This is a genomic window from Enterobacter cloacae complex sp. IR5459, from assembly GCF_049238005.1.
Lineage (GTDB): Bacteria > Pseudomonadota > Gammaproteobacteria > Enterobacterales > Enterobacteriaceae > Enterobacter > Enterobacter hormaechei_C.
In genome coordinates this window covers 132,185-157,370 of the sequence record NZ_JBMKIG010000009.1, presented here as the reverse complement: position 1 = coordinate 157,370, position 25,186 = coordinate 132,185, and the positions used below count along the sequence as shown (strand labels likewise).

Sequence of the window (25,186 nt, the reverse complement as noted above, 5' to 3'; positions counted from 1 at the left end):
TTGTTCGTTACATCACCGCAGTTCTATCACTCGCGCCCGCTCAGCCTGCTTTCGGTAGTGGTCGTATCGCTCCCGGAACCATGCTTGCTGTTCATCACTCATATTGCCGGTCACGGCATCGATATCCACTGGCTGGCCCAGAGCGTGCATACGGGCAAAACTGCGCGCCAGAAAATCAAAATTCTTCAATGCGTTTATATCTTGTTGGCTCATTAGCATATCCCTCCAGTCATTGTGTTTACTGTTCAAGGTCATATGCTTTTCTGATTTCAGTATCCGCCTGAAAAAGATCATTTTTTGATCGATGCGTGCGCATCAATCTGCCTGCGTTCACATTTCAGGAACGACAAAACTCTTCAGCCCCGGTAATGATTTTCCCCTCCCTTTTATCACCCGCGCAGAAAACACTACCACCTGTCATGCAGTAAGTTCGCCATGTATCCGGAAGGCGCGAACGGCGCAGATGCGCAGGATACCCGTACCATTCCATCCCGCAGGGAAACGCCCTGCGAAGGGTGTTCCCTGTTCATTTACAGGAGAAACACCATGTCGCTTTTCGATAAAAAACCGTCGTTAATGCCGGTGGTTATCGCCCCTGATGTCTGGCAATCCGCTGTGGAATTTCCCGCCGACCCGCAGCAGGTGGAAGAACGGCTGGGCAATCTGTTGCTCGCCGTACTACTAACCCTGCGCACCGCCGGGACGTCCCGCAAGAAAGTCACCTTTACGATCTACTGCCAACCACCGCAGGGCGATATGAAAGTCCCTGTCGCATTACCGCTGTCGCTCAACTATCACGGCCACTATGTGCAGGTCTCGATGGCTGAACAGGCATAACCTCTCCCCGCCGGAGTCACTTCCGGACGGAGGTGGTTCCGGCTTCTTCCATGAGGATCGCACAATGGACAGAAGCACCGATATCTACCAGAAAGTCACCGACCAGATTATCGCTGAACTGGAAAACGGCAATGTGCCGTGGATCCGCCCGTGGCGCGACGGAGAGCCGCCGTTCCCGATCAATGCGTTATCCGGTCGTCCGTATCACGGCATCAATGTACCGCTGCTGTGGAACAGCGCCGACAAGCAGAGTTTCGCCAGCGACCGCTGGCTGACGTTCCATCAGGTTAGCGCACTTGGTGGACAGGTACGTCGGGGAGAGAAATCCTCTCTGGCGGTGTTGTATCTGCCGCGCACGCAAGAAGAGACCGACGCTCTCGGTCAGCCGTTGCTCGATGAAAACGGTGAGCCGCAGGTGCGGCATTTCGGGATCATTCGTGAGTTCCGGCTGTTTAACCTGTCGCAGTGCGACGGCCTGCCGCAGTCGCTGTCGGAGCCGTTTACCCGGCCCGCAAAGCCTTTGGAGATGGCCGAAACCATCGCGATGAACAGCGGCGTGACGCTGCGTCATCGCCGTCAGTCGAAAGCGTATTACAAACCCGCGACCGACCTGGTGATGATGCCGCACCCGCAGCAGTTTGAAAGCAGTGAGGCGTACTACGCCACGCTGCTGCATGAACTGACGCACGCCACCGGTCACGCTTCGCGCCTCAACCGCCCCGGCATTGCCGGAACGGAACGCACCGAAGCACTCTACGCCGCTGAAGAGTTAGTGGCGGAGATGGGCAGCGCCTTCCTGTGCGCCCACTGCGGCATTCAGGGCAGGCTCCAGCACGCCAGCTATATCGGCTACTGGCTGGATATCCTGCGCCAGGACAAGCGGGCAGTGATCCGCGCCAGCGGTATGGCGCGCCACGCCAGTGAATGGCTGCTCAACGCTGTACCACAACCCTGTCAGCTTAGCGCCTGACAGCCCACCCGCACGGGGAGCCTTCCCCGTCGGGGAGTTGCTCCCCTTTTTTCTGGAGTGATATATGGGACTCGATCTCTTCTTTTTCGAACGGGCAAAAAACGCGCCCGATGAAAGCCAGTACGCCAGAGTGGGTTATTTCCGCAAGGTGAACCCGTTACTCAAATGGGTGGATAAACACGTTGGGCTGGTGCGCAACCAGGTGCTGTTAGAAGTCACAAAAGCACATTTGCAGGCGCTTCTGAGCGACCTGCAGAACCTGACGCCGGATAACTGCGGCGCGGTTTATCCCACGATTGACGGCTTTTTCTATGGATATACCGATTATGGAGAACACTACTGGAAAGATGTCCGCGCCGTCACTCACTGGGTGAAGGAGACGCTGGAGACGTTTGATTTTGAGCGAGACAGGTTGATGTTTTATGCCTGGTGGTAATTTTAAAGTGGCCGACAAAACGTCGGTCACTTTCACACGTCGACCAGAAATACACCGCAAAATATGTACATGAGAGCATACCGTTTTTACTAATAAAAATGTAAAAGGCCCAAAGGGAGAAACTGCAAAGGAAGGGCGACAAGGGCAAAGGGGCCTGCCCGAAAAGGAGAAATATGCTGAAGTGGCTACAAAGACCATCCCAAAGCCAGCCACCTGCGCCAGACGCTATGCTGCCGGAGGGTTGGTTTGCGCCACAATCCGCAGAGCGATTGCTGGCGACACCGTTACGCCAGTCCTGTTTGCAGCAGTTACGGCAACTGACCCCGCTGCCGGATACCCTGTTTGATAGCTGGATCCTCACGGCGATTCATCGCTTCGCCGCACTGGTACAGCTGCTACCCGCCTCCCAAAGTCATCACCACTCCATTCCTGGCGGGCTTCTGGATCATTCGCTGGAAGTTGCCTGCAACGCCATCCGGCTGCGCCAAGGTTATCTGCTACCACCGGAAGCGGGTGCGGAAGAACAGGCCCGGCAGGCCAGCGCATGGACGGTCGCGGTGGTCTGCGCGGCATTGCTGCACGATACGGGAAAAATCGCCGTGGATATGGAGATTCATCAACGTGATGGCACCCGCTGGCATCCGTGGCAGGGTAATCTGGCAAAGCCTTATCGCTGGCAGTACCAGAGCCACGGTCGCGACTATCATCTACATCCTGCCGCTGGCGCAATGCTGATTAATCAGTTGATATCCTCGCCATTACTGGACTGGCTGGCCGGATACCCGACGGCTTTTGCGTCCCTGATTTATCAGCTCACCGGACACTACGAACGGGCTGGCGCGCTGGCTGAACTGGTGCAGCAGGCCGATAAAGCCTCTGTCGCCCGATACCTCGGCGGCGATATCAAAACCGCGCTGGCGCAAAAGCCCTCTTCCTTCCCCCAGCAGCTTCTTACAGCCTTACGATCACTAGTACAGAACGAGTACCGACTCAATAATCCCGAATGCGGATCCGATGGCTGGCTGACGGAGGATGCGCTGTGGCTTATCAGCAAAACTACCGCCGACCGGGTTCGCGCCTGGCTGCTCCAGCATGGCGTATCTAGCGTGCCGGAAAACAATAACCGCCTGTTTGACGAACTGCTGACGCATCAGGTTATCGTTGCCAATGAGGATAAAGCGATCTGGCGCTGCATTATCCGATCGGATAAAGGCTGGTCGCCCGTTGAACCGCTGACGCTGCTGCGCCTGACACCATCTGCAATATGGGAGCCAAGCGAACAACGGCCCGCCTGTTTTGCCGGTGATGTGACGCCGGTAAGCGAAGCTGAACCCGTTCCTGAACTTAGCGTTCCCACTCAACCGCTGCCGGAGATAGCAGACGACCCGAGGCTTAGTGACAATAATAATTTCCTGCAGTGGCTGAAGAACCACACCAGCACTTCAGCCACGGTGAATACCCGGAACGGCAAGGTACATGTGGTGGAAAACCATCTTTTCTTGATTTCGCCGGGGATCTTTAAGATATACGCATCAGAAACCACTGGAGACACCGGCGACGGCTGGAAGCTGGCACAGCGAATGTTTCAGGAGTCAGGGCTGGCCCTGCGCTGTAATGATGACAGTTTTATCTGGACCTGCGAGGTTTGTGCACCACAAAAGAAAAATAGTCAGTTGAAAGGGTTTCTGATGGAGGATCCTGGGCTGGTGCTTGGAGAGAAAATACCGGTGAATAACCCGTGGCTGAAGTTGCTGCGCGAATAGCAATTTATATCAAAACACTCTCTTCCACCGAGCCACAGCGAATGGGCTGTAATACCTAAAGAGCCGCATGATATTCAATAATTGATTTCAGTTCTTCAGGCGAAAAAGGCGGATTACGCCGATGCAACATGGCGTGGCAATTAGGGCAGACGGGAATAAGATCTTTTTTGGGATCCAGAGAGTAATTATCTTTGATGTCTGATAGCGGAATCAGGTGGTGTATATGGATAAAACCTTTTGCTATCTCACCATACACCCTCATCATATCAATGCCGCATACTTTGCACAGGCAACCATGCCAGGCTAATGCGGCCTGCCGGGCCTTACGGTCGCGTTCATAGCGGTTAACCGTTACCTGCGTAGCGGCACCTTCAGTAAATACGCTCTGCGGTGGCAGTTCATCAGGAAAAATACTGATGGCGGGCTGCTCGTTACCCAAATTTTTCTCAACGATCTGAAACCCTTGATCGGTAAGCAACTTGACGCATTTCGACTTGATACCACCGCTAAAATCTTCAGGGGAAAACTCAACGCCTATCATATTTGAAGCAGCAATACCGACTATAGCTTTCGGTGGATAACTGCGCCCTTCAAAGACCACATCATACAGCCGGGACTCGCTGAACTGGTGGCGTACACCTTCATCATAGGCGCGCATAGCCGCAATAATGCATTCCCTGGAAAGCTGGTCTGGCAGTTTCTTCTTCATTTACAACTCATCATCCCTGAAACGACATATGCTAACTCTTTATTTTATAGCATATTAATTTATCCGGTAATAAACAGCACTCTTCAATTCCACGTTACCGGGATAGGGGCATTAGTGCAGCGGCAGCGTAACGTAGCGGCAGAGAAATCGCGCCTCATGCTGATTGTCCAGCCGAACCTGAAAGATATCGTGCGTATCCTGCGCGGATGCATCCTCACGCCACGCCAGCAGACCCCGTTGGTTCATGCGGATAATAATCTGATCGGGCGTTTCGCCCTGATTCAATGCTTCGACTACCTGTTGTAGGGGAAGCGGTAGCGCCTGAGCAGGCCACATCACTTCAACGCTTACGAGCTGGCGGTGTGTCCGGGATGACATCGGTAGTATCCTCCATGGCTAGAATTTCGCGGTTAATTAGCCATGAAATAGGGGCATTTTTTGCGGTTGCAAGGTTTTGCCAGGAGACCTATCAATCGTTTCAACAGGCGATTTAAGTATGTCAGACATACGTATCATCTACAGGTCTGTACGCCTAAAGTAATGTCATGGATAGGGGAATGATGGTAAAACATGACGCTGGAGATGAAACCCCTTAACGAGCCATTCCAGAAAGCCTGCATCAAGCCACCAAAGATATGTCGATAAAAAGCATTTTTTTAAACATATAGCCAAAACATGTTTATGGTATCGACACGTTCCGACCATATGTCGATTAAACATGCTTTTTTAAGCATATGGTCAGACTTCCGGAAGCGTCCTGCCAGTATTCGCCCGGATGTGATTTGACATTTTATGGTTCAGGACTATTCCTGTCTGCCTCTGTCCACTTTACACAGCTCGTCAGACGGTAAATCGGTATTTCTTTGGAGGCAGATTTACTTCTCACTCATAGCAGTTCTCTTCGTCTTCTTCAGACTGCGTCGTGCCAAAGTGGACATTGCTACCAGTAGTCCAACATAGATCACTGATAGCAGAGCACTGCTTCTCTCTATATTTCTCACATTCAAAATGGCAACTTGTGACCTAATCGGTTAATGTTAATCATGTTTATAGTTAACAATTAGTTATTGTGGGAATTTGTGATATGGAAATACAAGAAATAGCAATTCAGTTTAAGGCTCTTAAGCAAAAAAGCAAAGACACATTCACTCAGAATCTTTTATCCTTATTCAATCAGATTGAAAGCGCTGTAATTCTTGAAGGTCCGTACAGGTTAGTATTAGATTCGAACATAATCATGAGACTAGAGTCATACCGGCAAGGGAACGTCTCAGAAGGGCTCCTATCTATCCTTCTGGCATTTAAACTCATAAAGAAGCTACCTTTTCATTTTGATCTAGTGGTAAGGCCAACTGTATTTTATGAATACCTTCGACAAAAAAATTTAAAAAGTACTCATGAGCACTGGATTAAATTCAAAGAATTAAAAAACCTGATAGAGGAAGAATTGGGCTCAAAGTTATTCTTTGATGGCATTGAGACATATCAGGGGGCCGAACAATATTTACAATTAATTCAAAGCGACGCTGAAAAAATAAAAAAAACTTTGATTGCATATCAAAATGAAAACTGGCATATCAACTTTGTACAACGTGCTGGTTCTGGCGTGGCTGGATTCCCTATAACAGGTACAGAATACATACTAGTCCCACCAGCCTTTGCAGCTGATGCACTTTTTCATCCTTTAGGGCTTGAATATTTTGACGAAAAAAAATCAAGTCAATTCTTTACTCAGTACATACACAAATATATTGTTGAGTGTAAAAGTAATGACAGACATGTCATCGATAAATATAATAGTGAGAAAGATTTTTTATTTACTCAAATTTTAAAGTTAACTTCAAAAGGAAATTTAATGGGTGTTGCAGATTTAGACATTTATACAAACTGTAACATTCACAGTCAATTCTCAGATCAAAGTCATTCTCGCTATGCCCCCGCTTCGGCTGCCTTAACTATAGATGGAAAACTGGCGAGAGCATTGAGAAATTCGAATTCTCATCATATCACTTCTGGGGGGATGGTTTGTGGACCAGAAAATGAAGACGATAATAATGCTAAAATGGAAGCATTCATTGAAGAACACAAGCGAATGCAGGAAAGTGAAAAACGCTATCGGATTGCTATCGAAGCAAGCAGGGACTTTGTGAAAGAGTTGCTTTCAAGTGGGAATTTTTCTGACTAGATGAAGTTTTTTCCTTTCATGTTAAACAACTTCTATATCTAAATAGGAGTTATATGGCAGATTTTCATAAATAATATGAGTTTCCGCCATATGACTCTGCCCCCTCCCCCGAAACGCCGCTACTGCCCGCCCAGCGAACTGATAGCGCTCCAGTAGTAAATACACTAGGTCGGCCTCCACCGGCCCAAAAGCTGTCTCCTAACGAAATTTAGTCGAAACGATAAGCACAATGTTAATTTCTCGCTTATAGTGGACGAGCAAATTTAACTACCTGCAGGGTAGTGCTAAGCTAAGCCACTTCCATTATTTTAATCTATATAAATTCCAGCATTCCCCGACTCCACCTCATCCTGCGCTGCCAGCAGTACCAACTCTGACTTTGATACCAGCAGGTCTTTCGGCCTCCCACCTTTCAACCTGCGATTAGCCGAGCCAAACCAGATAGCCAGTCCCCACGGCGTTTTGCGTTCCTTAAACAGCGAGAGTATCAACCTGACAACCTTGAGAGGTCGCATTTTCTCATCCAGAACATAATCCGGGTACAAATCCTCACCATCGACCTTCAGCGAGAATATCTTCCCGGCGGCTTTCCAGCCTTTCGGGCCAGCATCAGGATCGGCGGAACGAAAGCCCGCTTTTGCGGATAACTCAGACGCTGTCAGCCATTCTGAGTCGGCCAGTATTCTGGCTTTCAGCTCCTCTAGCTGCCGGTCATTGCGCTCCTGGAAACTCATATGGTCGAGTGCACCTCCCGGCGACTTTTTAAAGCCATACGGCACCACATGCCTGAACCGGTTTGCATCCAGATAATCCGCCCACCACTGCATCATCTCCCTGCGCTCTTCCAGGTGCTGCGCCTTATGAATATATGCCGCACGCACGCGCTTGCGCTCCTGATGGCTCATCTGGCGCTCGACTGCGTCGCTTGACCACAGGCCTGACTCCACCAGCGCGCTACAGGCCATAGTGCGAAAACCGTGGCCACAGACGTCTTTCTGGGTGTCGTAGCCCATCACCCGCAGCGCTTTGTTGATGGTGTTTTCGCTCATCGGTTTGCGGTAGTTATGATCGCCGGGGAATACCAGTTCAGTTCCCGGTCGGCAATGCTGCCGCACCTCGTGCAGCAGTTCGATGGCCTGACGCGACAATGGGACCAAGTGTGGGGAGTGCATCTTCGCCCCACGCGCTGAATATTTAACGCCGGGGATCGGCTCACGCTCGGCGGGGATTGTCCACATGGCGTTACGCAGATCAATCTCATCCCAGCGGGCAAAGCGCAGTTCGCTGGAGCGGATAAACAGCAGCAGCGCCAGCTTTACCGCCAGTTGAGTCAGTTGACGGCCTTTGTAATCGTCGATTCTATCCAGGAAATCAGGGATAAGATTCAAATCTAATGCAGGGTGGTGACGTACTTTGGGCGTGGAAACCGCGCCGGTTAAATCTGATGCAGGGTTATGATCGATAATGCCGTTCTGGACGGCGTAGCGCATCACGCAGGCAGTGCGCTGCTGAAGCCGGGAAGCAACATCCAGTTTACCCGCTTTCTCCACCTCCTTGATGGGTACCAGCAGGTCTTTAACCTTCATTTTGGTGATGTCGAAACTGCCGTTCGTGGGGAATACGTAAAGCTCGAAATAACGCAGCACCCGCTTCTTATGTTCCGCCGACCAGTTCACGTTGCTGGAGACCCATTCGCGTGCTACGGACTCAAACGTATGTTCCGGCGTTACAGCAAGGCGTTCAGCCTTTCGGTGTGCACTCGGATCGATGCCGGAAATCAGCAGTAATTGGGCCTCTTCACGCATGCGTCTTGCCTGTGCAAGCGTCAAAAGCGGATAAGGGCCTAAAGCGAGCTTTTTCTCTTTGTTTACAAAGCGGTACTTGATGTACCAGCGTTTTGAACCGTTAGGATTAACCAGCAGGTAAAGTCCATGCGAGTCACTGAGCTTATACGGCTTGCCACAAGGCTTGGCGTGGACTATAGCGCGATCTGTTAGTGCCATTTGGGGGCCTCACTATTATCGAACTACGTCTAAGCCCCCAATTTGGCCCCCAAATCGTGTGGATGTCAATGGATGAAAAATGACCAACACGGAAAGACCACAAATTAAAAATGGTTATTACCGAAAAATAAATTATCTTTGAATTACAGACGGATATGGACGAATTTGGACGGAAATGGACACAAAAAAAGCCACCCTTAGGCAGCTAATTATTACATCACTTGGTGCCGAAGGCCGGACTCGAACCGGCACGTATTTCTACGGTTGATTTTGAATCAACTGCGTCTACCGATTTCGCCACTTCGGCACTGAAGGGGATGCGGAAACGTTGTGGATTATACCTGTCGCACGCCGCCATGCAAGCGACGACGCGCTAAACCCGCGCTAAGTGCCCAAAAAACCAGCGCCCTTTGTCACTCCAGCTCAGACACCGCCAGCCGAATCACTCTCGCCGCCTTCTGCTCAGGCAGCGCCAGCACCTTGGCCCACATCTCCTGCACCATATCGCAGGAGAGCTTCTCTTTGCCCGCCGCCTTCTCCGGCGTCTGCAGCAGCTGGATGTCCTCGCCGTACTTATCGGCAAGCGCCTTCATAATCGGTCGCACATCCTCGACGGCCGCCTCGCGTTCGGCCGGGGTCACGGTGTGGCGGTTTTTGCCGTAGGCCGCGCGCATCATATCGGCATCGGCCTGCATGCGCCGAGCCATCAGGTCTTTATCCAGCATGCGCATCGGGTTGATGCCGCCCTTCACCATCGGGTAGAGGAAGCGGAAGCAGGCGTCGTCGCTCACCTTCTGGATGGCGGCGGTCTGCTCCATGTTGATGGTCATGTAGTTCACCACGTTGGCGTCCGGGGCGTTTTGCAGGCGCGACATCTGCAGATGCAGGATCTGCGGCTGGATGGTGTCGATAATCTGCTGCTCCGGCTCGCCCGCTTTTTGCAGGGCGGCCATCTGGTCGAGGATGCGCTGATGCAGCGCGGGCTCCTGCTCCTTTATCACCTGCCAGGCGGGCATCGCGTTAAGGGCGTTATCCATCTGCCGTTCCGGGGCGCGCTGCCTGTCGAAAAACACCCAGAACGCCACGGCGGCAGCCGCAATGACGACAATCACAATACGGGTCCACGTTTTATTCATCTCGCATCCTTATCCTTGAGTTATGCCGGTTTACACCGGCGCGCCGCTGTGGAAGCGAAACTCGTTGTCCGGTGTCGAGATAAGTGTGGCTTCAATTTCGCCAAAAAGCTTTATACGTGGTGAGATATCTTCGTCGCTCACCTGCTGGGCCAGCGTCAGGTAGTCCTGATAGTGGCGCGCTTCCGAGCGCAGCAGCGAGAGATAGAACTTCTGCAGGTCGTCGTCGAGGAACGGAGCCAGCGCGGCGAAGCGTTCGCAGGAGCGGGCTTCGATGTAGGCGCCGCAGATGAGCTTGTCGATCAGCGTCAGCGGTTCGTGGGTGCGCACTTCTTTCAGCATCCCTTTGGCGTAGCGGCTGGCGGTGATTTTGACGTACGGAATGTCGCGGGCCAGCATCGCCTCTCGCACCTGCCAGAAATGGTGCAACTCCTCTTTAATCAGCAGCACCATGCTGTCGATGAGCGCCTGGCCCCACGGGTCGTCGGTTTTGGGCATCACGCTTTTGCCAATCTGCCTGTGCAGGGCGATGAAGTCCGGCTCCGGGCCGTCGCGGAAGGTGAACTGTTCGTAGGGTTTGAGCCAGTCGAGCAGCGCGTCGGCACCGCTTTCGTCGGCGACGTATTTACGCACCAGCAGCAGCGCGGTCTGGGCGGCCTTGAGCTCGCACACCATGTGGTCGGTGAGCAGCAGCGGCAGGTTCGCCGGGTCGCGGGCTTTATCAATCCATGCTTGCGGGGTCGGGCACTGGAGGAAGTTGAGTACGGGGGCGAGTATCTGCGGGTAATCCATGGTTCTGCCTTGAAAAAAGCGGTGGCGCGCGCCACCGCCTGAAACGCTTAGTGACGCACGCCGTCGTCGTCTTCGTCGATGTAATCTTCGTCGTCGCCTTCTTCGCCGTCTTCACCGTTCGGATCTTCGAAGTAGGTTCCCCAGCCGTCGTATTCCACGTCAAACTTCTCGGCCAGGTTCATCAGCTGTTCGACCTGCGCGTCGATCAGCTCCGCCTTCAGCGCGCCTTCGCTCAGGATGTCGCAGCAGATGACGGTGTCGCCCTCTTCCACTTCCAGCTCTTCCGGCTCGGTCACTTCGTAACCCAGCTTGAAGGCTTCCACGGCCATTTTTTCCAGCGCGTCGAAATCATCCGCAGAGAAATGGTGCTCGATGGTGTACAGCGCGTCCGGATCGCTACCGTCTTCCAGCAGCTCTTCAATAATCAGACGCGTCTCTTCGCGTTGCTCTTCCAGTAATTCCGGGTTTGCCATGGCTCAATCCTCTTTAAAGTGCGGCAGATACTTCTATTTTCACACACGGACGGGTTTGCCTCCACCTTTGTTGGAAAGATTTGTGAAACGGGGTTGCAAATGAATAATTACACATATAAAGTGAATTTTAATTCAATAAGTGGCGTTCGCCATGTGAGGATAAAATGTCTGATCTGTACAAGAAACACTTTCTGAAATTGCTCGACTTTACCCCTGCACAGTTCACTTCTCTGCTGACCCTTGCCGCACAGCTCAAAGCCGATAAGAAAAATGGCAAGGAAGTACAGAAACTTACCGGTAAAAACATCGCGCTCATCTTCGAAAAAGACTCGACCCGTACCCGTTGCTCTTTCGAAGTTGCCGCATTTGACCAGGGTGCGCGCGTTACCTATTTAGGGCCGAGCGGCAGCCAGATTGGGCATAAAGAATCAATTAAGGACACCGCGCGCGTGCTCGGGCGGATGTACGACGGCATTCAGTATCGCGGGCACGGCCAGGAAGTCGTCGAAACGCTGGCGCAGTATGCGGGCGTACCGGTGTGGAACGGGCTGACCAATGAGTTCCACCCAACGCAGCTGCTGGCGGACCTGCTGACCATGCAGGAGCACCTGCCGGGCAAGGCGTTTAACGAGATGACGCTGGTTTACGCGGGCGACGCGCGCAACAACATGGGCAACTCGATGCTGGAAGCGGCGGCGCTGACCGGGCTGGATCTGCGCCTGGTGGCTCCGAAGGCCTGCTGGCCGGAAGAGAGCCTGGTGGCGGAGTGCAGCGCGCTGGCGGAGAAGCACGGCGGGAAGATCACCCTGACGGAAGACGTGGCGGCGGGCGTGAAGGGCGCGGACTTTATCTATACCGACGTCTGGGTGTCGATGGGCGAAGCCAAAGAGAAGTGGGCGGAGCGGATTGCGCTGCTGCGGGGGTATCAGGTGAACGCGCAGATGATGGCGCTCACCGGCAACCCGGACGTGAAGCTCCTGCACTGTCTGCCGGCGTTCCATGACGATCAGACCACGCTCGGCAAGCAGATGGCGAAGGAGTTCGATCTGCACGGCGGGATGGAAGTGACGGACGAGGTGTTTGAGTCGGCGGCGAGCATCGTGTTCGACCAGGCGGAAAACCGAATGCATACGATTAAGGCGGTGATGGTGGCGACGCTTGGAGAGTGATTGACCCCTCTGCGGTCTGGTGCCCTCTCCCACGGGGAGAGGGAGAAAACCCTAAAAACGACAACAGCGTTATCGTCGGGCAGAAAAATTCATTTTAGTGATGCTTTCTCAGATACGCATTAACCATAATAGATATTTATATTTTTATTAACCATTATTTACTGAGTAGATAATGGTTAATATCAGGTCATTATCAATTACAAAACACCGTATATTATCGGCGTAATATTTCCTTATTACTTCATTTCATTAATAAGGATGATTTTATGTCATGGAATAAGCACGAGGCTGTGTCTTATGCTCGCAGCCACGCGCACCATTACAGCACGGGTTACTGCGCTCGCGCCGTAGCCGCGGCTATCCGCGCCGGAGGACTGAGGATGGCGCTGATGCAAAAAACCTCTGGCGTTCTCTTGAGAAGGCAGGATTCAGTAAAGTGTATGGCCCCCCTATTGAGGGTGATGTTGCAGTCATTGACGCATTGCCTGGTGCGCATCGGAAGATACGGCCAAAAATCACCCTTTACAGGCACTATTGATATGAAAAATATCTTACCGCTTCTCTTAATATTTTCTTTCTATGCAACGGCTGGCCTTTCTGATCCAATTGAGCGTGCTGTAAAATTTAACAGCTGGTACGTAAATCAAATCAATAAAGACATATTTCCCATTACTGATGGAAACGAAATAGATAAATATGTCACAGCATCAACAATGAAAAAACTCCGTCACGCGCAGGATCCTCGCTATGCAGACGAAGAGTTTTACGAGGCCGATATATTTTTAAAAGCGCAATACGTCGGCGATGACTGGCCGCAGAATGTAACAGCCATAGCAGGGGATACCGATCCAGTCTGTGTCAACGTATACATTGCATTCGGTAAAAAGAAGGGCCACATAGTCATAGACTGCATGGTTAAAGAAGACAACTTATGGAAGGTACAGTCAGTTTCTGCTGTTGAATTTTCAAGAAACCTGACTATACCGAACTGAGCCAAACGACGTACCGGCAATGATATTGATACTGCGCGCTCTTTTTGCCGGGTGGCGTTGCGCTTACCCGGCCTACACAACCCGTAGGCCCGTGCAAGCGAAGCGCCGCCGGGCGAATCAGGCCAGCTCCATTTCATTGATTTTTCACCCCGAAAAAGGTACGTTTTCGCCTTCATTCCAGCGTGGACATGCCAGCATTATGCCGATTATTCAGTCTGTTGAACGTGCGTTGCAGATCCTCGACCTGTTCAACGAGCAGGCCACCGAGCTTAAGATCACCGACATCAGCAAACTGATGGGGCTGAGCAAGAGTACCCTCCACTCGCTGCTGAAAACACTCCAGCTTCACGGCTATATCGATCAGAACCCTGAGAACGGAAAATATCGCCTCGGCATGAAGCTGGTCGAGCGCGGGCATTTTGTCGTGGGCTCCATCGATATTCGCCAGAAGGCGAAAGGCTGGCTGACGGAGCTGTCCCAGCGGACCGGACAGACCACCCATTTGGGGATCCTGGACGGGCGTGAAGGGGTCTATATCGAGAAGATTGAAGGCAAGCTGGCCGCCATCGCCTATTCGCGCATCGGCCGCCGTCTGCCGGTTCACGCCACCGCCATCGGCAAGGTGTTGATTGCCTGGCTGGGCGAGACCGAGCTGAACGCCCTGCTGGAGGGCTATCAGTACACCACCTTTACTCCCGCCACTCTCTCCTCTCGCGAAGCCCTAATAAGCGCCCTGGCGCAGACCCGCGAGCAGGGCTACGCCCTGGATAGCGAAGAGAACGAGCAGGGCGTGCGCTGCGTGGCGGTGCCGGTGTGGAACCATGAATCCCGCGTGATTGCCGCCCTGAGCCTGTCGACCCTGACCTCGCGCGTGGACGACGCTGAGCTGGCTAACTTCCGCGAGCAGCTTCAGCAGGCCGGGCTTCAGCTTTCACGCGCGCTGGGCTACCCGGCCTGAGCCGTTAGGCCGGCTCGTAGGTGAAGTAGTCGAAGTCCGCGTGGCAGCCGTCGCCGCTGATGTCCTCGCAGTGCAGCCCCACAAACGCGCCGGTAAAGAAGCCGCGCCCGCCAATGTAGTCGTCCGACAGCTTCCACGCCTCATACGTCACCGGCACGGTGTGCCACGTCTCGCCGTCGAACGAGTAGCTGTAGCGGTAGACCAGCGTATCCACGTCCACCCGCAGCCAGACGCTCTCCGCATGTTCCGGCACCGGAATGGGCTGCTCGTGCAGCGGCCATGACGGCACGTTGTGGTCGAGCTGGATCACCTTGATGGTTCTCCCCTGCCCCTCCTCGTAGTCCACAAAGCAGTAGCTCCAGTTTTTGCTGTTGTAGTAGCAGGCCAGCCCCGCGCTCTGCTGGAAGTGGACCGGCGAGAACTGCATCCGCGTCTCGGCCCGGAAAGCGAAGTGCTGCCAGCGGCGCGCCACGGTCGACTGGGTGAAGGTCGAGTTGAGCGAGTCGTTGCCGTAGAGCCGTAAATAGCCGGGGCGCGCGGTGAGCGAGCCGAGGGTGTCGTCGAACGGAACGCGCAGGGTCTGCAGTTCCGGGTCGAGCGAACTGGCGTCGAAATCGTCCCGCCAGCCGTTATGAACGGCTGCAGGCTGCTCGGCCACCTGCGGGCCTTTCACGGTCAGCTGCGCGTGCTTGCCGCCTTCCACGTACGGCCAGCCGTCGCGCCATTCAATGCGGGCGATGCCGGTCTCGCGGCCCAGCGGGCAGTAGCCGCGTCCGCCGGAGGCCAGCAGCGGCACGCCGGGCAGGCGCAGCGGGCGGCTGGTGAGGTAGGCCATGTACCACTCCCCGGTGTGGGTCTGCAGCAGCGAGCCGTGCCCACTCTTCTGCAGCGGGTTATCCGGCAGGTGCCAGCTGGTCATCATCGTCACGTCCGGGTGCAGCTCGTACGGCCCGTCGATGTTTTTGGAACGCAGCATCACAACCGCGTGCTCGTAGCTGGTGCCACCTTCGGCCACCATCAGGTAGTACCATCCCGCGTGGCGATACAGGTGCGCGCCCTCGGTGTAGCAGAGCGGCGTGCCGGTAAACAGGGTTTTGCGCTCGGGCGAGAGCGTCCCGGTCTGCGGATCAAACGCCTGCATCACGATGGTGTTGTGCGGGTTGCTGTGGTGGCGCGGCCCCCACGGGCGGTAGAGGTAATATTTGCGGCCATTGTCGTCGTGGAACAGGGACGGGTCAAACCCGCCGTTGCCCATCGGGATCGGCTCGCTCCACGGCCCTTCGATGGACGGAGCGGTGACGAGGAAGTTGCGGCCGTTTTTCCATGGCGAATCGACGATCTTCACGTCGGTGTAGAGCAGCCAGAATTTGCCGTCGGCGTAGCTCAGGCACGGAGCCCAGATACCACCGGAGTCCGGGTTGCCCTTCATGTCCAGCATCGACACGCGGTCCAGCGGGGTGCTGACCAGCGACCAGTTTTTCAGATCGCGGGAGTGATAGATGCGCACGCCCGGGAACCACTCGAAGGTCGAGGTGGCGATGTAGTAGTCCTCGCCCTGGCGGCACAGGGACGGGTCCGGGTTGAAGCCGGTCAGGATTGGGTTAGTGATTTCCATATTGCCTCCGGTTAATGGGATGCGGCTGTCGCGGCGTCGGGAACGGCCTCGCCCTGCGCCGCGCGGTGCTTGATCAGCTGCTGGCTGATGGCCTCCACGCGGGCGTCGGTGAGCTTGTAGAACGACAGCATGATGAACATGCCCGCGTAGAGCACCACCGGCACCACGCAGAACAAAATTTTGATGGTGGTCAGCACTTCCACCGGCTGCACGCTGCTGCTGGCGGAGTAGTTCACATACGCAAGGATCCAGCCCACCACCGCCCCGCCAATCGCCAGGCCAATCTTCAGGCTGAACAGGTAGGTGGAGAACACCAGCCCGTCGAGGCGACGTCCGCTGCGGCTCTCCTCGTAATCCACCACGTCAGAGGCCATCAGCCACTGTAGCGGCGTGGTGGTGTTAAAGACGAACAGGAACAGGATGTTGAGGGCGAAAATCAGGGCAATATGCTCCGCCGGCGTGAAGAAGATCAGCAGGCTAATCAGAGAGTAAGCGACGATGATCCACTTGAAGGCGGTGACGCGGTCGAAGCGGCCCAGCAGTCGGGAGGAGCAGAGCGAGCCAAACATGGTGGCGAGGCTGCCGTAGAGTAAGAACTGGGTCGCCATCTCCGGGTGATCCATCACGTATTTCACGAAGTAGAGCGTCGCCCCGCCGCGCACCACGTTGGAGCAGGTCGCCATCATCTTGAACGCGCACATGATCCGCCACTGGCCGTTGCCCAGCAGCAGCTTGAGGTCTTTCGCCACCGACGAGCCCGGCTGCACTTCAAAGGTGTAGCGCTCTTTGGTGGTGAAGAAGCAGACGTAGAGCAGCACCACGCCGGTCAGGCCCAGCACGCACATGGCACCGAAATAGCCCACCTGCTCGTTCCCCTTGCCGATGATGCTCACCAGCGGCAGCGCGATGCCGCTGATGGCGAGCGATCCCGCCGCCGCCAGGAAGAAACGCCACGACTGCAGGGCGTGACGCTCTTTCGGGTCGGCGGTAATGACGCCCGGCATGGCGCAGTACGGCACGTTAACGAAGGTGTAGACCAGGGTCAGGAGAATGTAGGTCACGCAGGCGTAGATGATTTTGCCCTGCGCGGAGAAGTCCGGCGTGTAGAAGGTCAGCACGCAGACGATGCCAAACGGGATGGCGCCCCACAGCAGGAACGGGCGGAACTGGCCGTGACGCGTGCGGGTGCGGTCCACCAGCAGCCCCATCAGCGGGTCGGTCACGGCATCGAGCACGCGGGAGATTAAAAACAGCGTCCCCATAATGCCCGCCGACAGGCCGAAGACGTCGGTATAGAAGTAGGCCAGCAGGAACATGGTAGCCTGCCAGACGAAGCCGCAGGCGGTGTCACCCAGCCCGTAGCCAATTTTGTCTTTCATGGTTAATTGCGTCATCAGAATTACACCCTTATGTAGTGTGCTGAATTACAACATCGTGTTAATGGAGTGTAATGAGCTGTTCAATTAACCAGCAATGGTCATATCTTATTTCTGAATTACGTTATTTTGCTTTTGTGACGCCACCGATATATCGCAACTTATTGTTTAAATTAATAAATTACAGATATAAAAAGCCGCCCGCGGAATATTTCCCGCAGACGGTTTTATCTAATGAAATAATTAAATGCCGAGCGCTTTTTTACCGGCGTTAATTACCTCGATAATTTTATCGGTGTCATAAATACAGCCTTTCCAGGTGCCGCCGCTCACGGACTGCAATGCCGCCCACAGCCGGGTGTCGTCCGGCAAAAAGTCGTGGGCGTGCAGGTCCGGGTGCGTCTGCCGCATTGCCAGCTCGCGCGCGCCCTCCTCCGGCGTCAGCGGATTGTCCGCGGTGCCGATGAAGTTCACGCTGCCCGTGAGGGTCAGCCGGTCGACGGCAATCTCGATGATGTCGTTATCGCGCAGCTTGCCAATCGGCCCGCCCGCCAGCGCCTCTGGCGACACGTGGCCGAAGCAGGCGCCCGTCGACACGCCCGAGAAGCGCGCATCGGTGATTAACGACACCGTCTTGCCCCACGAGATATGCTTCAGCGCGGAGGTAAGCTGGTAGGTCTCTTCCATGCCGGTGCCGGACGGCCCGCCGCCGATCACCACCATGATATCGCCCTGTTTAATCTCTTCCCGCTTGATGGCCTTGATCGCCTGCGCTTCCGAGACAAACACCCGCGCCCGACCGGTGTGGCGGTAAACGCCATCTTCACCGACAACCGACGGGTCGATCGCCGTGGCCTTGATCACCGATCCTTCCGGCGCAATGTTCCCCGTCGGGAAGCAAACCGTCGAGGTCAGCCCTTTCGCGTTGGCTTTCTCCGGCGGCAGGATCACGTCATCCGGCTCCACGCCGTCCTGCTCGCGCAGGCACTGGCGGAAGCGCTTACGGCGCTCGGATGCCTGCCACCAGTCGAGGTTCTCGCCCACCGTCTGGCCGGTGACGGTCATGGCGTCCAGATGCAGCAGGCCAAGATCGCGCAGGTGGAGCATCACCTCCGGCACGCCGCCCGCGAGGAAGGCGCGCACGGTCGGGTGATAGTCCGGGCCGTTGGGCAGCACGCTGACCAGGCGCGGCACCCTGCGGTTGACGCGCGTCCAGTGCTCTACATCCGGGATCGTGCAGCCCGCCGCGTGGGCGATGGCCGGGATGTGCAGCAGTAAATTCGTCGAGCCGCCGAACGCCGCGTGGATCACCATGGCGTTTTCGATGGCTTTATCGGTGAGGATATCGCGCGTGGTGATGCCACGGTTATCCAGCTCGCTCACTGCCCGCGCCGACTGGCGGGCGATCTCCAGCCACACCGCCTGCCCGGACGGCGCCAGCGCGGAGTGCGGCAGCGCCAGCCCCAGCGCTTCGGCCACCACCTGCGAGGTGCCCGCCGTGCCGAGGAACTGGCAGCCGCCGCCCGGCGACGCGCAGGCGCGACAGCCCAGCTCGGCGGCCTCCTGCAAGGAGAGTTCATGGTTGGCGAAGCGCGCGCCGATGGTCTGCACTTTGCCCGCGTCTTCCCCCACGGTCGGCGGCAGCGTCGCCCCGCCCGGCACCAGAATGGTCGGCAGGTCGTGCATGGAGGCCAGCGCGATCATGGTGGCGGGCAGCCCTTTATCGCAGGTTGCCACGCCAATCACCGCCCGGCGTGTCGGCAGGGAGCGGATCAGGCGGCGAAACACGATCGCCGCGTCGTTGCGGTACGGCAGGGAGTCGAACATGCCGTGCGTGCCCTGAGAGCGCCCGTCGCACGGATCGCTGACGAAGGCGGCGAACGGGATCCCGCCGTTGCGGGTGATCTCCTTCGCCGCCGCCTGCATCTGCATGCCGATCTCCCAGTGCCCGGTGTGGTAGCCCAGCGCGACCGGGCGTCCGTCTCCGGCGCGGATCCCGCCCTGGGTGCCGATGATCAGCACCTCTTTGCCGGTCAGCTTGTTGGCATCCCAGCCCATCCCGGCGTTCTGCGTCATGCCGAACAGGTTGCCGCTGGGGGATTCCATCAGCATCTGCGGGGTCAGCGGCAGCGCGCCCTGCGGCCCCGCCGCGTGGGTGATCACCGCATAAAACGCATCGTCCTGTGGGGTAAAAATTTTCTCAATGGTCATCGTTATCGTCCGGCTCAGCAGAGCTTGAGCTGTTGTAACAGGGTTTTCAGCTGCGCCTTGCGCGGCTCGTCCAGCGGCGAGGCTGGCGGCAGGACGTGCGTGGAAATCGGACGACCGCAGAGCACAATCGCCTCTTTAATAACGTTCACAAACGGCGTATCCAGCTGATACATCTGCGGGATTTGCAGCAGGGTCTGATGATACTCAGCCGCTTTCGCCACGTCTTTATCCCGCCAGGCTTTCAGAAGATTCACCGACACCTGCGGGGCAAAGTTGCCGCTGGCCGAAATCGCCCCGTCGCCGCCGAGCAGCAGGGTATTAAACAGATGATCGTCGTAGCCGCACAGCACGGTGAAGTGCGGATGGGCGCCTTTAACGGTGTGGATCATGCTGCGCAGGTGGGCGACGGAGTCGATGGTATCTTTGATGCCGACGATGTTGCTGCGCGAGTCGGCCAGGGTTTTCACCAGCGCCGGGGTCAGATCCTGCCCGGTCAGCGCCGGGAAGTTATAGAGCATCACCGGCAGCGTGACGCTGTCGGCCACCTGCTCGAAATAGCGGATCAGGTTCGCTTCCGACACTTTCCAGTAGTAAGGGTTGATCACCACGATGCCGTCCGCCCCTGCCTGCTGCGCGTGCTGGCTGAGCGCAATGGTTTCCCGGGCGTTGGTGCCGCCGGTGCCGATCAGCACCGGCACGCGACGATCGACATGATCGATCGCAAATTGGGCAATGGTTTTACGCTCTTCGGCGCCGAGCTGGGAGAACTCGCCGCCGCTGCCCAGGAAAAACAGGCCGTCGACGCCTGCTTGAATCAGATCGTCGATCAGCGCGGCGGTACCCGGTTTATCGAGCTGGCCATCGGCGGTAAAAATGGTGGAGACAGGGGGAATGATACCCGTGAACAATGCGGACTGCGGCATGAGATCTCCTTGTTGAAACATTTTGTTCTACATTATAGAACAGCGTTCATTAATTTAACGCTCATACTATGACGCAGAAAAAGCGCAGGTAAATGGGAAGGGATGAGGGAGTGCGAGAAGTTTAAGCTGGATCACATTATGCGTGGGTGCGGTCTGGTGCCCTCACCCTAACCCTCTCCCAAGGGGAGAGGGAACTTTTACACCCTCTCCCCGTGGGAGAGGGCCGGGGTGAGGGGTTACTCTACCAGCATCTTCACCACAACCTTACGCACCTGCGCCGGCGCTCCCGCCGCGCACAGCGGCTTATGCACTTCGCCCGGCCAGAACACCACAAAATCCCCTTCGCTCAGCACCACGGTTTTCTCCTGCTCGCCTTCCGGCAGGAACGCGATGTCTTTGTCCGCCAGCCAGTCGGTGTCCGGCGTACCGTGCGGCAGGGTACTGAAGGTCATCCCTTCCTGCCCCTTCAGCACAATCTGAATATCCAGATAGCGTGCATGGTATTCAGCACGACGCTCGGCGAACGGCTGGGTCATGTCCTCCGAAACCAAATAAAACAGGCTGTTGCCGTTGATGTCGTGCTTGCCGGTCGGCGTCGCGTCGGTGACGTGGGCCTTAACGTGCTCAATGGCCTGACGCAGCTCTTCTGGCAGCCAGGACTGGAGATGATAAATATTGCCAATAATCATGATACAACCCTCAGATTAAAACATTGTTTCATTTTCATGTTTTATACGAGAAATGCTTCTTCCATACCAGCCCTTTTTTGACAAGATTTGCGTCAGCGCATGTTTATCGGGAAATGTGTTAATCCACTGTTAATTGCACACAGGCATTTATGCAGTGGTTATGCATAACCTCATTTCATGCACTTTGCACATAGGGCCTAACTCACTGAATTTAAAAAGTAACTCACAAAACCTGTTGACATATCACACTTTATCACTTTGGTTTTTTCCTTTAAAAATCCATAATTATTTATTGATTTCTCTTAAGTGAAAAATAGTTAACTGTCATTATTGCATAGCTATTCCCAAATCAACATTTTATCCATTAAAATCAACCATATAACTAAATATTTCAAAGCGTGTAATTCTACAAAATAATAACAAACTCAAATATTGCCACCCGTTCCTGCTTAGCTATTCATCCCGTAATAATATGAAATTAATCATTATCTGATACGAATCATGCAATTGAAAACAAACTCATCAATATCGGTTTTCGCGTGAGCAATGTCACAATAACCATTATTTAAGCGCCTACTATAACTCACGAAATCTATTGAGCTTAGCCGCCATGAAATTAAACACCTCACATGGCGCATGCCCTTTTTATTCTGAAAAAAGTTAAAGGAATAATTATGGAAAAGCATTACGTCGGTTCTGAAATTGGTCAATTGCGTAGCGTTATGCTGCACCGTCCTAATTTAAGTCTGAAACGGTTAACTCCCTCAAACTGTCAGGAGCTGTTATTTGATGACGTGCTCTCGGTTGAACGGGCGGGTGAAGAGCATGACATCTTCGCAAACACGCTGCGCGAGCAGGGTGTGGAAGTCCTCCTGTTGACCGACCTTCTTACGCAAACGCTTGATATTGCGGAAGCAAAAGCCTGGCTTCTTGAAACACAAATCTCCGACTATCGCCTGGGGCCAACCTTCGCCGCCGACGTACGCGGCTGGCTGGCGGATATGCCGCACCGCGAACTGGCGCGCAGGTTAAGCGGCGGATTAACCTACGGTGAAATTCCGGCGGCCATTAAAAATATGGTGGTCGATACCCACACGGCGAATGATTTTATTATGAAGCCGCTGCCGAACCACTTATTTACCCGCGATACCTCCTGCTGGATATATAACGGCGTCTCCATTAATCCGATGGCGAAACCCGCCCGCCAGCGTGAAACGAATAACCTGCGGGCAATATATCGCTGGCACCCCGCATTTGCCGACGGCGAGTTTATTAAGTATTTCGGCGACGAGAATATTAATTACGACCACGCCACTTTAGAAGGCGGCGACGTATTAGTGATTGGTCGCGGGGCGGTATTGATCGGCATGTCCGAACGCACCACCCCACAGGGCGTGGAGTTCCTCGCTAACAGCCTGTTTAAACACCGCCAGGCCGAGCGCGTGATTGCCGTTGAGCTGCCAAAACACCGCTCCTGCATGCACCTCGACACCGTCATGACCCACATCGACGTGGATACCTTCTCCGTCTACCCGGAAGTGGTGCGCAAAGACGCCCAGTGCTGGACGCTCACCCCGGACGGCCACGGCGGCCTGCTGCGCACCCAGGAAACCGACCTGCTGCACGCCATCGAGAAAGCGCTCGGCATTAACCAGGTACGTCTGATCACCACCGGCGGCGATGCCTTTGAAGCCGAACGCGAGCAGTGGAACGACGCTAACAACGTCCTGACCATCCGCCCGGGCGTGGTGATCGGCTACGAGCGCAACGTCTGGACCAACGAGAAGTACGACAAAGCGGGCATCACCGTGCTGCCGATCCCGGGCGACGAGCTGGGACGCGGCCGCGGCGGCGCGCGCTGCATGAGCTGCCCGCTGGAACGCGACGGAATTTAAGGAGCCATCATGGAACGAAAACCCACTCTGGTTGTGGCCCTGGGCGGCAACGCGCTGCTCAAGCGCGGCGAACCGCTTGAAGCGGACATCCAGCGCCAGAACATCGAGCAGGCTGCCCGCACCATCGCCGGCTTAACGGCGCAGTGGCGCGTGGTGCTGGTGCACGGCAACGGCCCGCAGGTCGGACTGCTGGCGCTGCAAAACAGCGCCTACGACAAAGTCACGCCCTACCCGCTGGACGTTCTTGGCGCCGAAAGCCAGGGAATGATCGGCTACATGCTCCAGCAGGCGCTGAAAAACAATCTGCCCCAGCGCGAGGTCAGCGTCCTGCTCACGCAGGTGGAAGTGGACGCCGCCGACCCGGCCTTCAGTAACCCGACCAAGTACATCGGCCCGGTGTACCGCGAAGCCCAGGCCAAAACGCTGGCCGCGGAGAAAGGCTGGGTGTTTAAGGCCGACGGCAGCTACTTCCGCCGCGTGGTGCCCTCTCCGCAGCCGAAGCGCATTGTCGAGAGCGACGCCATCACGGCGCTGATCCAGCGCGACCATCTGGTGATCTGCAACGGCGGCGGCGGCGTGCCGGTGGTGGAAAACGCCAACGGCTATCGCGGCATTGAGGCGGTGATCGACAAAGACCTCTCCGCCGCCCTGCTGGCGCGCCAGATCGAGGCCGACGCCCTGCTGATCCTCACCGATGCCGACGCGGTGTACCTCGACTGGGGCAAGCCAACCCAACGTCCGCTGGCGCAGGTGACGCCGGAGCTGCTCAGAGGCATGCAGTTCGACGCCGGATCGATGGGGCCGAAAGTAGCCGCCTGCCGCGAGTTTGTTGAGGCCTGCGGCGGCATTGCCGGGATCGGCGCGCTGAATGACGGCGCGGAGATCCTGGCGGGCGAGAAAGGCACGTTGATTCGTAACTAAACCCCTCCCCTCACCCTAACCCTCTCCCGGAGGGAGAGGGAATGTAAGCCCCCCTCTCCCCGTGGGAGAGGGCCGGGGTGAGGGCATCAGACAGCTAACAATTTAAAAAGGATTTCCCCATGACCATTAACCTGAAAAACCGCAACTTCCTGAAACTGCTGGACTACACCACGGCGGAGATCCAGTACCTGATTGACCTCGCCATCGAGCTCAAGGCCGCCAAAAAAGCCGGGCGCGAGAAGCAAACCCTGGTCGGGAAAAACATCGCCCTGATCTTTGAAAAAACCTCCACCCGCACCCGCTGCGCCTTCGAAGTGGGCGCGTTCGACCAGGGCGCGCAGGTCACCTATCTCGGCCCAAGCGGCTCGCAGATTGGCCATAAAGAGTCGATGAAAGACACCGCCCGCGTGCTGGGCCGCATGTATGACGGCATCGAATATCGCGGCTACGGCCAGGCCATCGTTGAAGAGCTGGGCGAGTACGCGGGGGTGCCGGTGTGGAACGGCCTGACCGACGAGTTCCACCCGACCCAAATTCTCGCCGATCTGATGACCATGCTGGAGCACTCCCCGGGCAAAACCCTGCCGGAGCTGAGCTTTGCCTATCTCGGCGACGCGCGCAACAACATGGGCAACTCGCTGATGGTCGGTGCGGCCAAGATGGGGATGGATATCCGCCTCGTGGCGCCGAAATCCTTCTGGCCGGAGGCAGGCCTGGTTGAGCAGTGCCGCGCCATTGCGAAAGAGACGGGCGCGCGCATCACCCTCACCGACGACGTGGAAGAAGGCGTGCAGGGGACCGATTTTCTCTACACCGACGTGTGGGTCTCCATGGGCGAGCCGAAGGAAGCCTGGGCCGAGCGCGTCAGCCTGATGAAGCCATATCAGATTAACGCGGACGTGATGAAGGCCACCGGTAACCCGAACGTCAAGTTCATGCACTGCCTGCCGGCATTCCACAACGAGCACACTAAGGTGGGCCGCGAAATCGAGATGGCGTACGGGCTGAAGGGGCTGGAGGTGACGGAAGAGGTCTTCGAATCACCGAACTCCATCGTCTTCGACGAAGCAGAGAACCGCATGCACACCATTAAAGCGGTCATGGTGGCGACACTCGGCGACTAATCACCGCCCGGC

General features: G+C 55.6%; 24 protein-coding genes and 1 tRNA gene. 12 read left to right on the top strand and 13 right to left on the bottom strand.

Annotation, left to right across the window (positions count from 1 at the left end; genetic code table 11):
- Positions 1–12 precede the first annotated feature (12 nt).
- On the bottom strand, positions 13–213 hold the full coding sequence (gene glgS / locus ACOTX4_RS18770) for a cell surface composition regulator GlgS (protein ID WP_058656313.1): 201 nt from the start codon (positions 211–213) through the stop codon (positions 13–15).
- Positions 214–546: 333 nt separating this feature from the next.
- Between glgS and ACOTX4_RS18765 the strand changes: the two genes are divergently transcribed.
- The 4 genes from ACOTX4_RS18765 to mobH all read left to right on the top strand — a co-directional run bounded on the left by ACOTX4_RS18765 (position 547) and on the right by mobH (position 4,006).
- On the top strand, positions 547–837 hold the full coding sequence (locus ACOTX4_RS18765) for a hypothetical protein (RefSeq protein ID WP_014908067.1): 291 nt from the start codon (positions 547–549) through the stop codon (positions 835–837).
- Positions 838–901: 64 nt separating this feature from the next.
- On the top strand, positions 902–1,807 hold the full coding sequence (locus ACOTX4_RS18760) for an ArdC family protein (protein ID WP_058656245.1): 906 nt from the start codon (positions 902–904) through the stop codon (positions 1,805–1,807).
- A gap of 64 nt (positions 1,808–1,871) precedes the next feature.
- The gene (locus tag ACOTX4_RS18755; RefSeq protein WP_058656244.1) at positions 1,872–2,243 is read left to right on the top strand and encodes a hypothetical protein; all 372 of its coding nucleotides are present in this window, start codon (positions 1,872–1,874) and stop codon (positions 2,241–2,243) included.
- A 173-nt stretch (positions 2,244–2,416) separates the two neighbouring features.
- Positions 2,417–4,006 (top strand): MobH family relaxase, encoded by a 1,590-nt coding sequence (gene mobH / locus ACOTX4_RS18750; protein WP_058656243.1) that lies wholly within the window; start codon positions 2,417–2,419, stop codon positions 4,004–4,006.
- Between the two features lie 55 nt (positions 4,007–4,061).
- Here mobH and ACOTX4_RS18745 read toward each other — a convergent pair whose 3' ends face one another.
- Positions 4,062–4,715 carry an HNH endonuclease gene (locus ACOTX4_RS18745; RefSeq protein WP_058656242.1) on the bottom strand — a complete coding sequence of 218 codons (654 nt, stop codon included), beginning with the start codon at positions 4,713–4,715 and terminating at the stop codon, positions 4,062–4,064.
- Between the two features lie 111 nt (positions 4,716–4,826).
- Positions 4,827–5,093: a hypothetical protein gene (locus ACOTX4_RS18740; RefSeq protein ID WP_058656241.1), complete on the bottom strand. Its 267-nt coding sequence runs from the start codon at positions 5,091–5,093 to the stop codon at positions 4,827–4,829.
- Between the two features lie 706 nt (positions 5,094–5,799).
- Here ACOTX4_RS18740 and ACOTX4_RS18735 point away from each other — a divergent pair.
- A complete protein-coding gene (locus tag ACOTX4_RS18735; RefSeq protein ID WP_025713650.1) occupies positions 5,800–6,900 on the top strand; it encodes a hypothetical protein in 1,101 nt (366 codons plus the stop codon).
- A gap of 308 nt (positions 6,901–7,208) precedes the next feature.
- On the opposite strand, the gene ACOTX4_RS18730 is transcribed toward ACOTX4_RS18735, so the two are convergent.
- From ACOTX4_RS18730 to rraB, 5 genes are all read right to left on the bottom strand, one after another.
- Positions 7,209–8,903 carry a tyrosine-type recombinase/integrase gene (locus ACOTX4_RS18730; protein WP_072206283.1) on the bottom strand — a complete coding sequence of 565 codons (1,695 nt, stop codon included), beginning with the start codon at positions 8,901–8,903 and terminating at the stop codon, positions 7,209–7,211.
- A 222-nt stretch (positions 8,904–9,125) separates the two neighbouring features.
- Positions 9,126–9,210, bottom strand: a tRNA-Leu gene (locus ACOTX4_RS18725).
- 106 nt (positions 9,211–9,316) lie between these two features.
- Positions 9,317–10,039: a hypothetical protein gene (locus ACOTX4_RS18720; RefSeq protein ID WP_045330737.1), complete on the bottom strand. Its 723-nt coding sequence runs from the start codon at positions 10,037–10,039 to the stop codon at positions 9,317–9,319.
- 30 nt (positions 10,040–10,069) lie between these two features.
- Positions 10,070–10,828, bottom strand: coding sequence for a tRNA isopentenyl-2-thiomethyl-A-37 hydroxylase MiaE (gene miaE / locus ACOTX4_RS18715; protein WP_045330740.1), 759 nt, complete (start codon positions 10,826–10,828; stop codon positions 10,070–10,072).
- Between the two features lie 47 nt (positions 10,829–10,875).
- The gene (gene rraB / locus ACOTX4_RS18710) at positions 10,876–11,301 is read right to left on the bottom strand and encodes a ribonuclease E inhibitor RraB (protein WP_023324077.1); all 426 of its coding nucleotides are present in this window, start codon (positions 11,299–11,301) and stop codon (positions 10,876–10,878) included.
- A 99-nt stretch (positions 11,302–11,400) separates the two neighbouring features.
- Between rraB and argL the strand changes: the two genes are divergently transcribed.
- From argL to xynR, 4 genes are all read left to right on the top strand, one after another.
- Positions 11,401–11,496 (top strand): putative translational regulatory protein ArgL, encoded by a 96-nt coding sequence (argL, locus tag ACOTX4_RS18705; protein ID WP_213014347.1) that lies wholly within the window; start codon positions 11,401–11,403, stop codon positions 11,494–11,496.
- A complete protein-coding gene (gene argF / locus ACOTX4_RS18700; RefSeq protein WP_045330744.1) occupies positions 11,466–12,470 on the top strand; it encodes an ornithine carbamoyltransferase in 1,005 nt (334 codons plus the stop codon). Before argL ends, argF (ACOTX4_RS18700) begins: the two co-directional genes overlap by 31 nt.
- A 266-nt stretch (positions 12,471–12,736) precedes the next feature.
- Positions 12,737–13,462: a DUF3828 domain-containing protein gene (locus ACOTX4_RS18695; protein ID WP_228463687.1), complete on the top strand. Its 726-nt coding sequence runs from the start codon at positions 12,737–12,739 to the stop codon at positions 13,460–13,462.
- A 199-nt stretch (positions 13,463–13,661) separates the two neighbouring features.
- Positions 13,662–14,420, top strand: a complete 759-nt coding sequence (gene xynR / locus ACOTX4_RS18690; protein ID WP_044597243.1) for a DNA-binding transcriptional repressor XynR — start codon at positions 13,662–13,664, stop codon at positions 14,418–14,420.
- Between the two features lie 4 nt (positions 14,421–14,424).
- Here the strand turns inward: xynR and ACOTX4_RS18685 are convergent, their stop codons facing one another.
- The 5 genes from ACOTX4_RS18685 to ACOTX4_RS18665 form a co-directional block, all read right to left on the bottom strand.
- Positions 14,425–16,035: a glycoside hydrolase family 43 protein gene (locus ACOTX4_RS18685; RefSeq protein WP_045330747.1), complete on the bottom strand. Its 1,611-nt coding sequence runs from the start codon at positions 16,033–16,035 to the stop codon at positions 14,425–14,427.
- An 11-nt stretch (positions 16,036–16,046) separates the two neighbouring features.
- Positions 16,047–17,429, bottom strand: a complete 1,383-nt coding sequence (locus tag ACOTX4_RS18680; RefSeq protein WP_045330750.1) for an MFS transporter — start codon at positions 17,427–17,429, stop codon at positions 16,047–16,049.
- A 225-nt stretch (positions 17,430–17,654) separates the two neighbouring features.
- A complete protein-coding gene (gene yagF, locus ACOTX4_RS18675) occupies positions 17,655–19,622 on the bottom strand; it encodes a xylonate dehydratase YagF (RefSeq protein ID WP_023315299.1) in 1,968 nt (655 codons plus the stop codon).
- A 14-nt stretch (positions 19,623–19,636) separates the two neighbouring features.
- Positions 19,637–20,545 (bottom strand): 2-keto-3-deoxygluconate aldolase, encoded by a 909-nt coding sequence (gene yagE, locus ACOTX4_RS18670; protein WP_063938081.1) that lies wholly within the window; start codon positions 20,543–20,545, stop codon positions 19,637–19,639.
- Positions 20,546–20,781: 236 nt separating this feature from the next.
- A complete protein-coding gene (locus ACOTX4_RS18665; protein ID WP_063938079.1) occupies positions 20,782–21,234 on the bottom strand; it encodes a YhcH/YjgK/YiaL family protein in 453 nt (150 codons plus the stop codon).
- Between the two features lie 674 nt (positions 21,235–21,908).
- On the opposite strand from ACOTX4_RS18665, the gene arcA reads away from it, so the two are divergent.
- The 3 genes from arcA (at position 21,909) to argF (ACOTX4_RS18650) (ending at position 25,174) form a co-directional block, all read left to right on the top strand.
- On the top strand, positions 21,909–23,129 hold the full coding sequence (gene arcA / locus ACOTX4_RS18660; RefSeq protein WP_045330760.1) for an arginine deiminase: 1,221 nt from the start codon (positions 21,909–21,911) through the stop codon (positions 23,127–23,129).
- Positions 23,130–23,138: 9 nt separating this feature from the next.
- The gene (gene arcC / locus ACOTX4_RS18655) at positions 23,139–24,050 is read left to right on the top strand and encodes a carbamate kinase (RefSeq protein ID WP_048209743.1); all 912 of its coding nucleotides are present in this window, start codon (positions 23,139–23,141) and stop codon (positions 24,048–24,050) included.
- A 119-nt stretch (positions 24,051–24,169) separates the two neighbouring features.
- Complete coding sequence (gene argF, locus ACOTX4_RS18650; protein WP_048243435.1) at positions 24,170–25,174, top strand: ornithine carbamoyltransferase; 1,005 nt, start codon at positions 24,170–24,172, stop codon at positions 25,172–25,174.
- Positions 25,175–25,186 lie beyond the last annotated feature (12 nt).

Excerpts from the sequence above, each read along its gene's own strand:
- glgS (WP_058656313.1), bottom strand. The coding sequence starts at position 213 with ATGAGCCAACAAGATATAAACGCATTGAAGAATTTTGATTTTCTGGCG.
- ACOTX4_RS18765 (WP_014908067.1), top strand. The coding sequence starts at position 547 with ATGTCGCTTTTCGATAAAAAACCGTCGTTAATGCCGGTGGTTATCGCC.
- ACOTX4_RS18760 (WP_058656245.1), top strand. The coding sequence starts at position 902 with ATGGACAGAAGCACCGATATCTACCAGAAAGTCACCGACCAGATTATC.
- ACOTX4_RS18755 (WP_058656244.1), top strand. The coding sequence starts at position 1,872 with ATGGGACTCGATCTCTTCTTTTTCGAACGGGCAAAAAACGCGCCCGAT.
- mobH (WP_058656243.1), top strand. The coding sequence starts at position 2,417 with ATGCTGAAGTGGCTACAAAGACCATCCCAAAGCCAGCCACCTGCGCCA.
- ACOTX4_RS18745 (WP_058656242.1), bottom strand. The coding sequence starts at position 4,715 with ATGAAGAAGAAACTGCCAGACCAGCTTTCCAGGGAATGCATTATTGCG.
- ACOTX4_RS18740 (WP_058656241.1), bottom strand. The coding sequence starts at position 5,093 with ATGTCATCCCGGACACACCGCCAGCTCGTAAGCGTTGAAGTGATGTGG.
- ACOTX4_RS18735 (WP_025713650.1), top strand. The coding sequence starts at position 5,800 with ATGGAAATACAAGAAATAGCAATTCAGTTTAAGGCTCTTAAGCAAAAA.
- ACOTX4_RS18730 (WP_072206283.1), bottom strand. The coding sequence starts at position 8,903 with ATGGCACTAACAGATCGCGCTATAGTCCACGCCAAGCCTTGTGGCAAG.
- ACOTX4_RS18720 (WP_045330737.1), bottom strand. The coding sequence starts at position 10,039 with ATGAATAAAACGTGGACCCGTATTGTGATTGTCGTCATTGCGGCTGCC.
- miaE (WP_045330740.1), bottom strand. The coding sequence starts at position 10,828 with ATGGATTACCCGCAGATACTCGCCCCCGTACTCAACTTCCTCCAGTGC.
- rraB (WP_023324077.1), bottom strand. The coding sequence starts at position 11,301 with ATGGCAAACCCGGAATTACTGGAAGAGCAACGCGAAGAGACGCGTCTG.
- argL (WP_213014347.1), top strand. The coding sequence starts at position 11,401 with ATGAATAATTACACATATAAAGTGAATTTTAATTCAATAAGTGGCGTT.
- argF (WP_045330744.1), top strand. The coding sequence starts at position 11,466 with ATGTCTGATCTGTACAAGAAACACTTTCTGAAATTGCTCGACTTTACC.
- ACOTX4_RS18695 (WP_228463687.1), top strand. The coding sequence starts at position 12,737 with ATGTCATGGAATAAGCACGAGGCTGTGTCTTATGCTCGCAGCCACGCG.
- xynR (WP_044597243.1), top strand. The coding sequence starts at position 13,662 with ATGCCGATTATTCAGTCTGTTGAACGTGCGTTGCAGATCCTCGACCTG.
- ACOTX4_RS18685 (WP_045330747.1), bottom strand. The coding sequence starts at position 16,035 with ATGGAAATCACTAACCCAATCCTGACCGGCTTCAACCCGGACCCGTCC.
- ACOTX4_RS18680 (WP_045330750.1), bottom strand. The coding sequence starts at position 17,429 with ATGACGCAATTAACCATGAAAGACAAAATTGGCTACGGGCTGGGTGAC.
- yagF (WP_023315299.1), bottom strand. The coding sequence starts at position 19,622 with ATGACCATTGAGAAAATTTTTACCCCACAGGACGATGCGTTTTATGCG.
- yagE (WP_063938081.1), bottom strand. The coding sequence starts at position 20,545 with ATGCCGCAGTCCGCATTGTTCACGGGTATCATTCCCCCTGTCTCCACC.
- ACOTX4_RS18665 (WP_063938079.1), bottom strand. The coding sequence starts at position 21,234 with ATGATTATTGGCAATATTTATCATCTCCAGTCCTGGCTGCCAGAAGAG.
- arcA (WP_045330760.1), top strand. The coding sequence starts at position 21,909 with ATGGAAAAGCATTACGTCGGTTCTGAAATTGGTCAATTGCGTAGCGTT.
- arcC (WP_048209743.1), top strand. The coding sequence starts at position 23,139 with ATGGAACGAAAACCCACTCTGGTTGTGGCCCTGGGCGGCAACGCGCTG.
- argF (WP_048243435.1), top strand. The coding sequence starts at position 24,170 with ATGACCATTAACCTGAAAAACCGCAACTTCCTGAAACTGCTGGACTAC.